General features: G+C 64.7%; 13 protein-coding genes. All 13 read right to left on the reverse strand.

Annotated elements, in window-relative coordinates; all coding sequences use genetic code 11:
• Positions 1 to 34 precede the first annotated feature (34 nt).
• On the reverse strand, positions 35 to 1009 hold the full coding sequence (gene nrdF / locus QMG61_RS06400; protein WP_134566645.1) for a class 1b ribonucleoside-diphosphate reductase subunit beta: 975 nt from the start codon (positions 1007 to 1009) through the stop codon (positions 35 to 37).
• Entirely contained in the window at positions 1002 to 1817 is an 816-nt protein-coding gene (locus QMG61_RS06405; protein ID WP_283493511.1) for an NUMOD3 domain-containing DNA-binding protein, read from the reverse strand. Before QMG61_RS06405 ends, nrdF begins: the two co-directional genes overlap by 8 nt.
• A 43-nt stretch (positions 1818 to 1860) precedes the next feature.
• Positions 1861 to 3993: a class 1b ribonucleoside-diphosphate reductase subunit alpha gene (gene nrdE / locus QMG61_RS06410; protein ID WP_283493640.1), complete on the reverse strand. Its 2133-nt coding sequence runs from the start codon at positions 3991 to 3993 to the stop codon at positions 1861 to 1863.
• A 5-nt stretch (positions 3994 to 3998) separates the two neighbouring features.
• Complete coding sequence (gene nrdI / locus QMG61_RS06415; protein WP_283493512.1) at positions 3999 to 4403, reverse strand: class Ib ribonucleoside-diphosphate reductase assembly flavoprotein NrdI; 405 nt, start codon at positions 4401 to 4403, stop codon at positions 3999 to 4001.
• A gap of 114 nt (positions 4404 to 4517) precedes the next feature.
• A complete protein-coding gene (nrdH, locus tag QMG61_RS06420; protein WP_134363478.1) occupies positions 4518 to 4751 on the reverse strand; it encodes a glutaredoxin-like protein NrdH in 234 nt (77 codons plus the stop codon).
• A 520-nt stretch (positions 4752 to 5271) separates the two neighbouring features.
• On the reverse strand, positions 5272 to 6285 hold the full coding sequence (locus QMG61_RS06425; protein ID WP_283493513.1) for a type IV toxin-antitoxin system AbiEi family antitoxin domain-containing protein: 1014 nt from the start codon (positions 6283 to 6285) through the stop codon (positions 5272 to 5274).
• 308 nt (positions 6286 to 6593) lie between these two features.
• Complete coding sequence (locus QMG61_RS06430; RefSeq protein WP_283493514.1) at positions 6594 to 7688, reverse strand: substrate-binding domain-containing protein; 1095 nt, start codon at positions 7686 to 7688, stop codon at positions 6594 to 6596.
• Positions 7689 to 7751: 63 nt separating this feature from the next.
• Positions 7752 to 9080 carry a multiple monosaccharide ABC transporter permease gene (gene mmsB, locus QMG61_RS06435; protein ID WP_283493515.1) on the reverse strand — a complete coding sequence of 443 codons (1329 nt, stop codon included), beginning with the start codon at positions 9078 to 9080 and terminating at the stop codon, positions 7752 to 7754.
• A 5-nt stretch (positions 9081 to 9085) separates the two neighbouring features.
• The gene (gene mmsA / locus QMG61_RS06440) at positions 9086 to 10600 is read right to left on the reverse strand and encodes a multiple monosaccharide ABC transporter ATP-binding protein (RefSeq protein WP_283493641.1); all 1515 of its coding nucleotides are present in this window, start codon (positions 10598 to 10600) and stop codon (positions 9086 to 9088) included.
• A gap of 534 nt (positions 10601 to 11134) precedes the next feature.
• Entirely contained in the window at positions 11135 to 12157 is a 1023-nt protein-coding gene (locus QMG61_RS06445; protein WP_283493516.1) for a LacI family DNA-binding transcriptional regulator, read from the reverse strand.
• A gap of 155 nt (positions 12158 to 12312) precedes the next feature.
• Complete coding sequence (locus QMG61_RS06450; protein WP_283493517.1) at positions 12313 to 12507, reverse strand: hypothetical protein; 195 nt, start codon at positions 12505 to 12507, stop codon at positions 12313 to 12315.
• Between the two features lie 92 nt (positions 12508 to 12599).
• The gene (locus tag QMG61_RS06455) at positions 12600 to 13754 is read right to left on the reverse strand and encodes a cystathionine gamma-synthase (protein ID WP_283493518.1); all 1155 of its coding nucleotides are present in this window, start codon (positions 13752 to 13754) and stop codon (positions 12600 to 12602) included.
• 17 nt (positions 13755 to 13771) lie between these two features.
• On the reverse strand, positions 13772 to 15136 hold the full coding sequence (locus tag QMG61_RS06460) for a cystathionine beta-synthase (protein WP_283493519.1): 1365 nt from the start codon (positions 15134 to 15136) through the stop codon (positions 13772 to 13774).
• Between the last annotated feature and the right edge of the window lie 155 nt (positions 15137 to 15291).

The raw sequence follows: 15291 nt of genomic DNA on the forward strand, positions 1-15291 counted from the left end.
GCCGGTTCAGTCACCGGCCGCGGCGCCTCCGTCGTTAGAAGTCCCAGTCGGCGTCTTCCGTGTTCACGGCCTTGCCGATGACATAGGAGGAACCGGACCCGGAGAAGAAGTCGTGGTTCTCGTCCGCGTTCGGGGAGAGCGCCGACAGGATCGCCGGGTTCACGTCGGTGACGGCCTTGGGGAACATCGCCTCGTAGCCGAGGTTCATCAGCGCCTTGTTGGCGTTGTAGTGCAGGAACTTCTTGACGTCCTCGGTGAGGCCGACCTCGTCGTAGAGGTCCTGGGTGTACTGCACCTCGTTCTCGTACAGCTCGTAGACGAGGTTGAAGGTGTAGTCCTTCATCTCGTCGCGGCGTTCCTGGGTGGCCGCCTCGAGCCCCTTCTGGTACTTGTAGCCGATGTAGTAGCCGTGCACGGCTTCATCGCGGATGATCAGGCGGATGAGGTCGGCCGTGTTGGTGAGCTTGGCGCGGCTTGACCAGTACATCGGCAGGTAGAAGCCCGAGTAGAAGAGGAACGACTCGAGCAGGGTCGACGCGACCTTGCGCTTGAGCGGGTCGTCGCCCTGGTAGTAGTCCATGACGATGGAGGCCTTCTTCTGAAGGTTCACGTTCTCGGTCGACCAGCGGAACGCCTCGTCGATCTCCTTCGTGGAGCACAGCGTTGAGAAGATCGAGGAGTAGCTCTTCGCGTGCACGGACTCCATGAACGCGATGTTCGTGTAGACGGCCTCTTCGTGCGGGGTGATCGCATCCGGAATCAGCGAGACGGCGCCCACGGTGCCCTGGATCGTGTCGAGCAGGGTCAGCCCGGTGAACACGCGCATGGTGAGCTGCTGCTCGACCGGGGTGAGCGTGTTCCAGGACTGCACGTCGTTGGAGAGCGGGATCTTCTCCGGCAGCCAGAAGTTGTTGACGAGCCGGTTCCACACCTCGACGTCTTTTTCGTCTTCGATCTTGTTCCAGTTGATCGCGTCAACGTGGGAGACGAGCTTGAGCTTGTCAATCATGAGTTTTCTTTCCTGTCGGTAGTGCGTTCAAGTTCCGTGCCGCGTCTTCAACGCAGTACTTACAGTCAGCTTTTTCAACGTTCAGATTGGAGTGATAGCGGACGTGGGCATTTCGCGCGTTCCCCGGTCGAGGAATCCCTTCTTGTGCTGCAGACCGCTTCGCGAGCGACTCCGCGCTGGCCTTCCTGCCGAAGTTCGGATTCAATGACCCTCGACGCTGCTCCGATAGTACGGCCTTGGCTTCGGCAGACATCCTGTGGCCAAAGCTCGGGTGCTCCTCCCCAAATCTACCGAAGTTGGGATTTTCTCGACCCGAGTTCCTGCCCTTCCGCATTGCCGACCAGAGCGCCTTCTGCTCGTCGGAGTGATTCTGGCCGAAGATAGGATTGTCGGCTCCGAAGCGGGGTGGAACCGATCGACCGGTAGACCGCAGCCGTGCCGCTTCCCGCTGAACCGCAGACCACTCGATCCGCGTCGGCCCCAATCCTCCGCCCGAGAGGTTCAAGAGGCGGTCGCCCCGTGCCCGTAGTCTCCCAATCCAGTCGATTTCTGCCGCTCCCAGTTGCTCCAGCGTTGAGGTGATGACCTGAAGCGATTCGACATAGACCAAGTCTCTGGGGGCCTTACGCAACCAGTCGTAGAACGGATTGCGAACCCCCAATTCAGCGTTTTTGAAGTGCTGGCTCGTTCGCCGACGGATGCTGGTGGTCGTGAGCCCGACGTATCGGTACTCGGGGGACGATTCAAGGCGAACGCCATAAATGACGCCGATGATGTTTCCCGGAACCGACGACTTCGCCACGCCCACGACCACCCTCCCTCACGCGTTCAGAAAATCACTGTGATCTCACTCAAAGCGCGCAGGACACACAGCCCTCAACCTCGGTCCCTTCGAGGGCCATCTGGCGCAGACGGATGTAGTAAATGGTTTTGATGCCCTTGCGCCAGGCGTAGATCTGCGCCTTGTTGATGTCGCGTGTGGTCGCGGTGTCCTTGAAGAACAACGTCAACGACAAGCCCTGGTCCACGTGCTGGGTTGCAGCGGCGTAGGTGTCGATGACCTTCTCGGCGCCGATTTCGTACGCATCCTGGTAGTAGTCCAGGTTGTCGTTCGTCAGGAACGGGGCCGGGTAGTAGACGCGGCCGAGCTTGCCTTCCTTGCGGATCTCGATCTTCGACGCGATCGGGTGGATCGACGAGGTCGAGTTGTTGATGTACGAGATCGACCCGGTCGGCGGCACGGCCTGCAGGTTCTGGTTGTAGATCCCGTGCTCCATGACGGATGCCTTGAGCGCGGCCCAATCGGCCTGCGTCGGGACATCCACCTTCGAGGTCTCGAACAATTCGACGACGCGTGCGGTTGCCGGCGCCCAGACCTGGTCGGTGTACTTGTCGAAGAAGGCGCCGGACGCGTAGGTCGAGTCCGCGAACCCGTCGAACGCGTGACCGCGCTCGATGGCGAGCTTGTTCGAGGCGCGCAGGGCGTGGAACAGCACCGTGTAGAAGTAGATGTTGGTGAAGTCGATGCCCTCTTCGCTGCCGTAGTACACCCGCTCGCGGGCGAGGTAGCCGTGCAGGTTCATCTGGCCCAGGCCGATGGCGTGCGACTTGTCGTTGCCGTCTTCGATCGAGCGCACCGAGGTGATGTGGCTCTGCTCCGACACCGAGTTGAGGCCGCGGATGGCGGTCTCCACGGTCTTGCCGAAGTCGGGCGAGTCCATCGACAGGGCGATGTTCATCGACCCGAGGTTGCAGGAGATGTCCTTGCCGATCGAGTCGTAGGACAGGTCCTCGTTGTAGGTGGTCGGCGTGTTGACCTGGAGGATCTCCGAGCACAGGTTGGACATGTTGATCCGGCCCTTGATCGGGTTCGCCGCGTTGACGGTGTCCTCGAACATGATGTAGGGGTAGCCGGACTCGAACTGGATCTCGGCGAGCGTCTGGAAGAAGTCGCGCGCCTTCATCTTCGACTTCTTGATCCGCGGGTCGTCGACCATCTCGTGGTACTTCTCGCTGACGGAGATGTCCGCGAAAGGCACGCCGTAGACGCGCTCGACGTCGTAGGGCGAGAACAGGTACATGTCCTCGTCCTTCTTGGCCAGCTCGAAGGTGATGTCGGGCACGACGACGCCGAGGGACAGCGTCTTGATCCGGATCTTCTCGTCGGCGTTCTCACGCTTGGTGTCGAGGAAACGCATGATGTCGGGGTGGTGGGCGTGCAGGTAGACCGCGCCGGCACCCTGGCGGGCGCCGAGCTGGTTCGCGTAGCTGAAGGAGTCTTCGAGCAGCTTCATCACGGGGATGATGCCGCTGGACTGGTTCTCGATCTGCTTGATCGGCGCACCGGACTCCCGGATGTTGCTGAGTAGCAGGGCGACGCCGCCGCCGCGCTTGGAGAGCTGCAGCGACGAGTTGATGCCGCGGGAGATCGACTCCATGTTGTCTTCGATGCGGAGCAGGAAGCAGGAGACGAGCTCGCCGCGCTGCGCCTTGCCCGAGTTGAGGAAGGTGGGGGTGGCCGGCTGGAAACGGCCGGCGATGATCTCCTCGACGAGGGAGACCGCGAGCTGCTCGTCGCCCTGGGCGAGGCCGAGGGCGGACATCACAACGCGGTCCTCGAAACGCTCGAGGTAACGCTTGCCGTCGAACGTCTTCAATGTGTAGGAGGTGTAGTACTTGAACGCGCCGAGGAAGGTCTGGAAGCGGAACTTCTTCGAGTAGGCCAGGTCGTTGAGGCTGGTGATGAACTCGAACGAGTACTGGTCGAGCACGGCCTGCTCGTAGTACTCCTTCTCGACCAGGTAGTCGAGGCGCTCACGAAGGCTGTGGAAGAACACCGTGTTCTGGTTGACGTGCTGCAGGAAGAATTCCCGCGCCGCCTCCCGGTCCTTGTCGAACTGGATCTCCCCGTCCGGGCCGTACAGGTTGAGCATGGCGTTGAGCGAGTGATAGTCCATCACCTGGCCGGGGGCCGGGTGCGTCATCGTCTTCACAGCTGTTGCTTCCAAAATTCTTCCAATCCGTCGTGAACGATGCGTACATCATCCGGAGTTCCGAGTACTTCAAATCGATACATGTGGGGCACCTGGCACTTCGCGGCGATGATGTCGCCGGCGATGCAGAAGGCCGTGCCGAAGTTCGTGTTGCCCGCGCCGATGACCCCGCGGATGAGCGACCGGTTGTGCTCGTCGTTCAGGAACCTGATCACCTGTTTGGGCACCGCGCCCTTGGACTCGCCCCCACCGTAGGTGGGCACCACCAGAACGTAGGGTTCCTCGACGCGCAGGGGTTCGTCACGAGCGTAGAGCGGGATGCGGGCAGCCGGCCGACCGAGCTTCTCGACGAAGCGGTGCGTGTTGCCCGAGGTGCTGGAAAAATAGACGATATCGGTCATTGAACACCCCCTTCGTGTGTGAAAAACCCGTAGTGCCAAGTCATGGTGCGCCGACGTCGAGCGGTGGCTCAGGCGTCGGAGCGCGCGCCGGAAGCCGTGGCCCCGGCCCGGCCGTTACGCGAGGCGCTGCGCGAGTTCGTTGATCTTGTCGGGGCGGAAGCCCGACCAATGGTCCTCGTCGGTGATGACGACGGGAGCCTGCAGGTAACCCAGGGCCTTGACGGCCTCGAGGGCGTTCTCGTCGACCGAGAGGTCAAGGATTTCATATTCGATGCCCTTGTTGTCCAGGGCGCGATAGGTCGCCGTGCACTGCACGCAGGAGGGCTTGGTGTAGACCGTGATTGCCATGGGAGGGCCTTTCTCGTCGTTCAGGAATCAGTATTCAAACTCAGTATTCAAACTCAGTGCTCAAAATCGGTTTTCATGTGAAATCTGAAGTTCAAGGCGTGCTGTGTTGAACTTTTATACTACATGTAGTGATCGGAAATCGGAATGGCCACTACATACAGTAATTACAATTATGTAGTTATCCACCGACATTCCACCGGTTCTGCACAGCCCAACGGATGCGACAACGCCGTTTCCGCGCGGCATCCGTCTGAGTTATCCACAGGCCGGCGCTCGCCCGAAGTTGCCCCTGTGGAAACTGCCGCGGCGTGTCGCGACCCGCGCGCGCCACCTCCTCGCGGCGCGCGCTCGGCTCGCGGCGCGCGGTCGGCTCGCGGCGCGCGCTAGGGAAGCCGGCGCACGTTCCACGGCGGGCCGGGTTCTCAAACACGTGCCGCGACATCCCGCGCCTACGCCGACGCCGGAGCGGCCCGGACGCCCCAGCGGCCCGGACGCGCGCGCACGCACCGCACCGCGCCGCTCACGCCCGCGGCACGCCGCGGTCGCGCAGGAATCGGTCGAAGAGAACGGGCGAGAACGCCGTGTCCCAGTCCCAACGGTCGAAGCTGTCGGAGTGCCGGCGCAGCGCATCCTCGCGACGCTTCTCCCGCCAGACGACCTCGCCCGGATCCCGCCCGGCCAGCACCCGGCCGCGGGTGTACTTCTGCATTCCATCGAACTCGCCGATCTTGCGCACCCGACGCCAGTAGTAGTCCACCCAGTAGTCGCTCCCCTCGATGTTCCGAAAGGGAACCTGGAGCTCGGGCACCTCGAATCCGAGTTGGAAGATTCGCACCCGGCTCATTGACTCCCCGCCGTTGGCCGACAGCGCGTTCGCGAACTCGATGGCGCGGTCCGCCTGCCGGGCGCCGAACCGCGGGTTCACCGCTGCGAGTTCGGCAAACAGGTCCGCTTTCGTCAGGGCGGCCGGCAGCAGGATGCCGCGTCGTGCCGCAGCCGCCACCCGTTCCTGATCGACCCGGAGCGCATCGTCGATCATCACGACCCCGACCAGGAAGCTCGTGGCCGCGGCAACGTCGATGAGGGTTCGGGCGAGTGACGTCACCAGGACACCCGCAATGACCTGCAGCTCCGGGTCAGGACCCCCGCGATGGCTGGTCTGGTGCTGCGCCGAGCTGCCGCCGGAGGCGTCAAGGTCGAGCGTGTGAACGGTGCGCGGCCAGTGTCCGATGGTCGGCAGTCCGTGCATCGAGGCCGCGGACAGGTGCGACACCACTATCGGCCGCGCGGCCACGGCAGCGGTCGCCCGCACATAGAGGCGGTATCGCTCGTCGGGGTCGGCGGAACGCCACGTTTCGCCCTGCACGTAGAGGCCCCTGCGCGGGCGCACCAGCGAACCGTCGCGGACCAAGGCCTCGACCGCGTGCGAATTCAGGCCGCTCTCGCGGAGCGCTGCAGCCGGGATGAGCCCGCCGTGTCGCGCGCTGACGGTGTCCAGGAGATCGGCTCTGGTACTACTTCGGAGATCGGTCATCCCTCACCGTGGCGGCGCGGGCTCACGCCAGGGCCTGCGCCGGCACATCCGTGCATAACCCCGCCGGATGCCGCCCTGTGGACAAACGCGCGCGCACTCCCCCGTGAGCAGGGTGCCGCGACCGCCACGGCACCCCGAGCCCAGCAACCCACTCTCGCGGCGCACCTTTGGGAAGCGGGCGCACGTTCTACGCCGCGCCCGCTTCTCGGGCACGAGCCGCGAGCCAACGCGGCGGGGTGGGCGGGCACGGAGAAAGGGCCGGCCCCGAGGGGACCGGCCCTTTCTTCAGTGCGCTGTGAGGCTGGCTGCTACTTGGTCAGCGGCGACAGCTTCGGGTCGTTCGCGTATGCCTCGGCTGCGTTGTCCTTGGTCACGATGACCGGGGGGAGCAGGAAGGCCGGGACGATCTTCTTGCCGTTGTCGTACGACTTGGTGTCGTTGACCTCGGGGGTCTCGCCCTTCTGGAGAACCTTGGCCATGTCGATGGCCTGGGCCACGAGAACACGGGTGTCCTTGTTGATCGTGGAGTACTGCTCACCGGCCATGATCGACTTGACCGACTCCGCCTCGGAGTCCTGACCCGTCACGACGGGGATCGCCTTGCCGGCGGCCTTCACCGAGGTGATGATCGCGCGAGCGAGGGTGTCGTTCGGAGAAAGCACGCCGTCGAGGGTCTTGTCGCCGTAGGTGCTGGTCAGGAGCGAGTCCATCCGGCTCTGGGCGTTCTCGGCCTTCCAGCCGGCGGTTGCCGTCTGCTTGATGTCCGTCTGGCCCGAACCGACGACGAGGGTTCCGTCGTCGATCTTCGGCTGCAGCACGCTCATCGCGCCGTTGAAGAAGACCGGGGCGTTCGCGTCGTCCGACGAGCCGGAGAACAGCTCGATGTTGTACGGGCCGGCCGGCTTCTTCGCCGCGAGGCCGTCCAGGAGCGCCTGGCCCTGGAGTTCACCCACCTTGAAGTTGTCATAGGCGACGTAGTAGTCGACGTCCTCGGTGTTCAGGATGAGACGGTCGTACGCGATGACGATCGCACCGGCGTCATGGGCCGCCTTGACCTGGGTGCCGAGCTGGCCACCGTCGGCCGCGCCGATGATGATGACCTTGGCGCCCTTGGTGACCATGGCCGAGATCTGGTCCTGCTGGTCCTTGACCGTGGTCGAGGCGCCGGCATACTGCACGTCGCCCTTGAACCCGGCCTCCTTGAGGCCGTCTTCGAACAGCCCACCGGCGAGGACCCAGTTCTCGGAGGTCTTCGACGGGAGTGCGACGCCGATCAGCGAATCAGCGGCGAAGCCGGCAGCAGCGCTGGATCCACCACTCGTCGTGTCGGTGCGGGTCGAGCAACCCGACAGCGCCATCAAGGCGACCGCGGCAATCGCAGTGGTCGTAAGGAGTTTTCGCATTTTCAATCACTTTCTGTGGGAGAGGTGGTGCAGGGAGGGGTAAAACGACGCCCTATGGGCGGGTCAGGAGGGGTTGTCCGGCGGCCGCACGGATGCCGGCGTGCCGGAGGTGGGAACTACGGCCGGCGGCTCGGACGGAAATTCGTCCGTCTTGTTCTTGCGGGTGAGGAACCCGATCAGCGACGGCCGACCCTGGCTCTTGTTCCAGACGTCGACACCGACCGCGATCAGGAGCACGAGGCCCTTGATGATCTGCACCCGGTCGGCTCCAACGCCGAGCAACTGCAGGCCGTTGTTGAGCACGGCCATGACCAGGCCACCGATGATGGAGCCGGTCACGGTGCCGATGCCGCCCGAGACCGCCGCGCCGCCGATGAACACGGCCGCGATCGCGTCGAGTTCCCAGCTCAGACCGTCCTGGGGTCCGGATGCCACCGACCGAGCAACGAAGATCATGCCGGCCAGCGAGGCCAGGATCGACATGTTCATCATGACGAGGAAGTTGACCCGGCGGGACTTGACGCCCGACAGTTCGGCGGCGAGCTTGTTGCCGCCGACCGCGTAGACGTGCCGGCCGAAGATGGTGTTGCGGGTAATAAAGGAGTAGAAGAGCACGAGGACGCCGAGGATGATCCCCGACACCGGGAAACTCGTGCCCACCCGGCCGCCGGCGAACAGCACCGTGGCGTAAATGATTACCGCAACGAGGAGAGTGACCTTGATCACGCTGACCCAGAGCGGTGCCGGCTCGGAACCCATGATCTTCTGCACCCGGCGGGCGCGCACTTCAACCAGCACGACGGCCCCGGCAATGATGAGTCCCAGCACCAGTGTGAGGTTGTTGTAGCCCGTGTACGGGCCCACCTCAGGCAGGTAGCCGGAGCCGATCGTCGTGAAGCCGTCGGGGACCGGAACCGTGTTCGCGTTGCCGATGACCTGATTGCCACCGCGCCAGATGAGCATGCCGGCGAGCGTCACGATGAAGGCCGGCACCCCGATGTAGGCGACCCAGAAGCCCTGCCAGGCACCGATCAGACTTCCGACGGCGAGGCCGAGGAGGATGGCCAGCGGCCAGGGCAGGTTCCATTCCTGCATGGCCGTGGCCACGACGATCCCGGCGAACGCCGCGACCGACCCGACCGACAGGTCGATGTGGCCGGCGATGATCACCATCACCATCCCGATGGCCAGGATCAGAATGTAGGAGTACTGGCTGACGAGGTTGATCAGGTTCCCGGAGGAAAGGGTCAGGCCGTCGGTCAGGAACTGGAACAGCAGGATGATGGCGATCAGGCTGAACAGGATGCCGAACTGACGCAAATTGGAGCTGCCTGCCCCGAAGATCTTCTTGAGGTCCCTGAAACCGCCCCGGGGACTGGTGTCTGCGCTCATATGCTCTAAACCTTCTTCCTTGCGGAGGTCATACTTTTCATCAGGGTTTCAGGGTCGGCCGCGTCGGCCTGGATGCAGTCGGTGATCGCGCCTTCGAAGACCGTGTAGATCCGGTCGGCCAGGCCGAGCAGTTCCGGGAGCTCCGAGGAGATCAGGATGACGCCCTTGCCCTGCGCCGCGAGCTCCTGGATGATCCCGTAGATCTCGTACTTTGCGCCGACGTCGATGCCGCGGGTGGGTTCGTCGAGAATCAACAGGTCTGGGTCGGTGAACATCCACTTCGCCAGGACGACCTTCTGCTGGTTTCCGCCGGAGAGCTTGCTGACACCGGCGTCAACGCTCGGCGTCTTGATCCGGAGGCTGGTGCGATAGCTCTCCGCGATCCCGAACTCCTTCGAGTCGTTGACGACGGGACCGGCCGAGATCTTGGACAGTTTCGCCGACACGATCGACCGCTTGATGTCGTCGAGCAGGTTGAGCCCGAGCGCCTTGCGGTCCTCGCTGACGTAGGCGAGGCCGTGGTCGATCGCCTCGGCCACATTGCGCAGCTCGATCTCCTTGCCGTCCTTGAACACCTTCCCCGAGAGGAAGTTGCCGTACGACCGGCCGAAGATACTCATGGCCAATTCGGTACGGCCCGCCCCCATCAGACCGGCGATGCCGACGATCTCGCCCTTGCGCACGTTGATGCTGGAATTCTTGACCACCATGCGCTCGGCCACCTGCGGGTGCTGCACGTTCCAGTTGCGCACCTCGAAGAAGACCTCGCCGATGTGCGGGGTGCGGTCGGGGAAGCGGCTTTCCAGGCTTCGGCCGACCATTCCGCGGATGATCCGGTCCTCATCGACTCCGTCAGCGACCACATCGAGGGTCTCGATCGCCAGCCCGTCCCGAATGATCGTGATCGAGTCGGCAACCTGCTCGATCTCGTTGAGCTTGTGGGAGATCATGATCGAGCTGATGCCCTTACCCTTGAGGCCCCGGATGAGGTCCAGCAGGTGCTGGGAATCGGCTTCGTTCAGTGCCGCGGTCGGCTCGTCGAGGATCAGGACCTTGACCGACTTGTTGAGCGCCTTGGCGATCTCCACAAGCTGCTGCTTGCCGACGCCGATGTTCTTGATCTGCGTGTCCGGGTCGTCGCGGAGTCCGACCCGCGCGAGCAGGTCGAGCGCGGTCTTCTTGGCCGTGATCCAGTCGATCGCACCCCACTTCGTGGGCTCGTTGCCGAGGAAGATGTTCTCGGTGATCGACAGCTCGGGGATGAGTGCGAGTTCCTGGTGGATGATCGCGATCCCGGCGGCCTCGCTCGAGCGAATGTCCTTGAAGTGCATCACCTGGCCCTGGTAGACGATGTCACCGGAGTAGGTGCCGTAGGGGTAGACGCCGGAGAGGACCTTCATCAGGGTGGACTTGCCTGCCCCGTTCTCGCCGCAGATCGCGTGGATCTCGCCGGCCCTGACGGTGAGCGATACGTTCGACAGCGCCTTGACGCCGGGGAACTCCTTGGTGATGGAGCGCATCTCCAGGATGATCGGATCAGTCGACAACGTGGGCCTCCCCACTGCGGCCGGAGTCAGCCGTCGCGTGGCCAGCGAAGGTGACGAACGAGCGGAGTGCCGTCGGCGAAAACCTGCAGGCGGCACCGTGCCGGTGTACTAGTATTCTCACAGCTTGACCTCGATGTCATGTGATGGGATCTTCACCACGGTCCACTCATTGTGACCGATCACATTGCTCATACTTGTGCGAGAACCGAGCACTGTCAAGCGACATTTGGTCACGCTTAGGTAACGCCGGGTGGTGGCACAGGACGAACCACGCGCCGTTGATAAAGAGGGATGTTACTCCCCGGCAGCACGCGCGGCTAGCTAATACCCAACGCGTCGCTCGGTCAAGCCCATCCAGTTCGTTGCCCCGCCCCCTCACCGGCAGTGCCTGGGCCGCGCCGCCTCCGAGGTGCGGGCGTCTGTGCGGGCGCCGGGAGCGGGACGCCCCGCCGGATTCGTCGCCAGCGCGCCGACACTTGGGTCGCCGGGGGAGCCGGCGCGGTCGGGCTAGAAACTCGGCGGGGCCGTGGAATCGCGCACGATCAGCCGGGGAAGGACCGGTTCCTGGTCCGCAATGGGTTCGTTGCCGGGGAGGTTGCTGAGCAACAGCGCGACGCAGCGGCGACCGAGCTCCTCGAAGTCCTGGCGCACCGTTGTGAGGGGCGGCCAGAAGTGCGCCGCCTCAGGGATGTCGTCGAAGCCGACAATGCTGATGTCCCTCGGGATGCCCAGACCGGCATCCCGGGCCGCGTGCATGAGGCCGAGCGCCATCTGGTCATTCGACGAGAAGATCGCGGTGAAATCGGGACGGCTGAAGAGTTCCCTGCCCGCGCGGTAGCCGAAGTCCGCGGTCCAGTCGCCGAGGATCGGAGCTGTGGTGGGGACATCCATCGCCCACATCTCGTCGAGGAAGCCGCGCATCCGCGCCTCCGCCTCGATCCAGTCCTGCGGGCCGGCCAGATGGTAGATCCGCCGGTGGCCGAGGTCGATCAGGTGCCGGGTGGCCAGTCGGGCGCCCGCGATCTGGTCGACCGACAGGGCGTGGTCGTCGAGGTGACCGGTCGACTGCAGCGACACGAAGGGCACAGTGATCGACAGTTGCTCGAGCACGTCGAATACCCGCACCTGCGGGGCGATGACGACGATTCCCTCCACCGCCTGGAGCATCAGGTGCATGAGCGCAGCTTCGATCGATTCTTCGTCGACCGTAGTCAGATTCGCCGTGTTGACGTAGTAGCCGGCCTCCCGGGCCGCGTCCTGGATCGCCGCGATGCTACTGGCCGGTCCATACTCCGTGCTCTGTGCGGAGAGGATCCCGATCGTGCGGGACCGTCCGCGGGAAAGCGCCCGCGCGGCCCGGTTCGGCCGGTACTGCAAGTCGTCCATGACCTGGAGCACGCGGGCCTTGGTCGACTCACGAATGCTGGGGTGGTTGTTCAGAACGCGCGACACGGTCTGGTGGGAGACCCCGGCCAGGCGGGCCACATCCCGGATGCTGGGCGCCCGCACCTTGGGCAGATTCTCTGTCACGTAACGACCTTGTTCACATGTGCACGGTCACAAGTGTGATCGCACATCCATTATGCACACCTCGCGGTCGGTCCGAAAGATGGGTGTGACTGTCACATCCCGGCGTGTGACTGTCACATCCCAGCGTGTGACTGTCACATTTTTTCGGGGGACTGTCACATTCGGGCGAATGCCCGCACCGGGAACGTTCCGAAGCCGGCGATCCTCGGCGGCACGGCCGTGAACCGGGCGTCGCTCTCCGGGAGTGCCTCGAGGGCGGTGAGCTGCGGCGTGCAGCAGGACGGTGATCCCGGTGAGGTCGCGCCCGCGCTCATCGAATGCTTCGACGGGTATGCCGCGAGATGACGCATCCGTCGAGTGTTATACCTGTGTCGGGAGGTCCACCCGGGTGTTCGGGGAGAGGCCGGCCAGGGCCGGTAGCTCCGGAGAAAACCAGCCACTGCTAGCGGGCGGGCAGGGCCTGCTCCACGTCGTCGATCAGGTCGGTGACGTCTTCGATGCCCACCGAGAGCCGGATGATGTTGTCCGGCACCTCGAGTTCGGTGCCGCGCACCGAGGCGTGGGTCATCTCGGACGGGTAGTTCACGAGGGACTCCACCCCGCCGAGCGACTCGGCGAGCTGGAACAGGTGGGTCGACTCGGCAAACGCGCGTGCCGCCGCCGCTCCCCCGCTGAAGGCAAGGGAGAGCATCCCGCCGAAGCCGCGCATCTGCTTCTTCGCCAGGTCGTGGCCCGGGTGGCCGGGCAGGCCGGGGTAGTAGACGGTGTCGATGGCCGGGTGGCCCTGGAGGTGTTCGGCGATGGCCTGCGCGTTGCTGCAGTGGCGGTCCATCCGCACCGAGAGGGTCTTGATGCCGCGCACGGTCAGCCAGGCGTCGAGTGGGGCCGAGACCGGGCCGGCCGCGAATTGCAGGAACTTCGCCTTCTCGGCGAGCTCGTCGTCATTGATGATCAGGGCGCCGCCGAGCACGTCGGAGTGCCCGCCGAGGTACTTGGTGGTGGAGTGCACGACCACGTCGGCGCCGAAGGCCAGCGGATGCTGCAGCGCGGGCGAGGCGAACGTGTTGTCGACGATCACGGTGACGCCGAAGCGGTGGCCGAGTTCGGCGAGTGCGGAGATGTCGCTGATCTTCATCAGTGGGTTGCTCGGCGTTTCCACCCAGAGGATCTTCGTGGTGCCGGGGATGATGGCCCTCTCCACCGCGGCCAGGTCGGACATTTCCACGGTGGAATTCAGCACGCCCCAGGCTCCGTGCACCCTGTTGATCAGCCGGTGGGTGCCGCCGTAGACATCGTTGCCGAGCACAATGTGGTCGCCGGGCTGCAGCAGGGCGCGGAGGATGGTGTCCTCGGCGGCGAGGCCGCTGGCGAACGACAGCCCATGCTTGCCACCCTCGAGCGCGGCCAGCAGGGTCTCCAGCACGGTGCGGGTGGGGTTGCCGCCGCGGCTGTATTCGTAGCCGCCGCGGAGGTTACCGATGCTCTCCTGCACATAGGTGGAGGTCTGGTAGATCGGCGGAATCACGGCGCCGGTCGTCGGGTCGAATTCCTGCCCGGCGTGGATGGCGATGGTGTCGAAGTTCTGTGTGCGAGCCATGGAAGGGTCCTTACTGTCTAGGCGCTCAGGTAGGTGAGCAGATCGTGGCGGGTGATGACGCCCAACGGTTTGCCGCCGTCGGTGACGAGGAGCGCATCATGGCCGGTGAACGCCGCACGTGCGGCAGCGACGGGTTCGTTGACCCCGATCAGCGGCAGTGATTCGGCGACGAACTCTCCCACCCGATCGCCCAGCTGCGCCTCGCCGGCGAAGACCAGCTCCATCAGCCGGCGTTCGTCGATCGCGCCGACAACCTCCCCCATTACGACCGGCGGCTTGGCGGTGAGCACGAGCACCTGCGAGACGCCGGCCTCGGTCATCACGCCGATAGCGTCGCGCACCGTGGCGCTCGGGTGCACGTAAACGAAGGGCGGGAGCGAGCCGGTCTTCGAGGCGAGCAGGTCGTCGACCGTGTGACCGGCCGGCGCGTTGGTGAAACCGTAGCTGCCCATCCACCCGTCGTTGAAGATCTTGCCGAGGTAGCCGCGTCCCCCATCGGGCAGCAGCACGACGACGACATCGTCCTCGGTCAGGGACCGGGCCGCGCGCAGGGCCGCGACGACGGCCATGCCGCTCGAGCCGCCGACCAGGATCCCTTCCTCCAGGGCGAGCCGGCGGGTCATGGCGAAGGAATCGGCGTCCGAGACGGCGATCACCTCGTGCACCACGTCCGGGTCGTACGCTGCCGGCCAGAAGTCCTCGCCGACGCCCTCGACCAGGTAGGGTCGGCCGGTGCCGCCAGAGTAGACCGAGCCCTCCGGGTCCGCGCCGATGATGCGCACGGTCTCGCCGGATACCTCGCGCAGGTAGCGCCCCGTGCCGGTTATGGTGCCGCCGGTTCCCACACCGGCCACGAAATGGGTGACCGTGCCGTCGGTGTCTCGCCAGATTTCCGGGCCGGTGGTCTCGTAGTGGCTCAGCGGCCCGTTCGGGTTGGCGTACTGGTTCGGCTTGAATGCGCCGGGGATCTCGCTGGCAAGCCGGTCGGAGACGCTGTAATAGGAGTCGGGGTGCTCGGGGGCGACGGATGTCGGGGTCACCACGATCTCGGCGCCGTACGCGGTGAGCACGTTGCGCTTGTCCTCGCCGACCTTGTCCGGAAGCACGAACACGCACTTGTAGCCGCGCTGCTGGGCGACGAGCGCGAGGCCGACGCCGGTGTTGCCGGAGGTGGGCTCGACGATGGTGCCGCCGGGCAGGAGCAGACCCTCGCGTTCGGCGGCGTCGATGATCCTCACGGCGATGCGGTCCTTCGAGGAGCCGCCCGGGTTGAGGTATTCGAGCTTGACCAGCACGGTGGCGGCCACGCCCTCCGTGACCTTGTGGAGCTTGACCAGCGGGGTGTCGCCGATGAGGTCGAGAATGGTGTCAGCAATTTTCATGGGGAAGTCCTTCGTCGTCGTGTCGCGTCGTCATCCGCTCGTCGCGCGGCCGGCGGCTGCACGCGTCGGCCATGCGCAAATCGAGGGAACCGCGAGGTCGTGTGGGATTGCCGGGGTTGACTAGCGACAGCCACACCGCGGACACGACATCAGAA

Origin of the sequence: Cryobacterium sp. PH31-AA6 (assembly GCF_030063195.1) — a bacterium.
Classification (GTDB): domain Bacteria; phylum Actinomycetota; class Actinomycetes; order Actinomycetales; family Microbacteriaceae; genus Cryobacterium.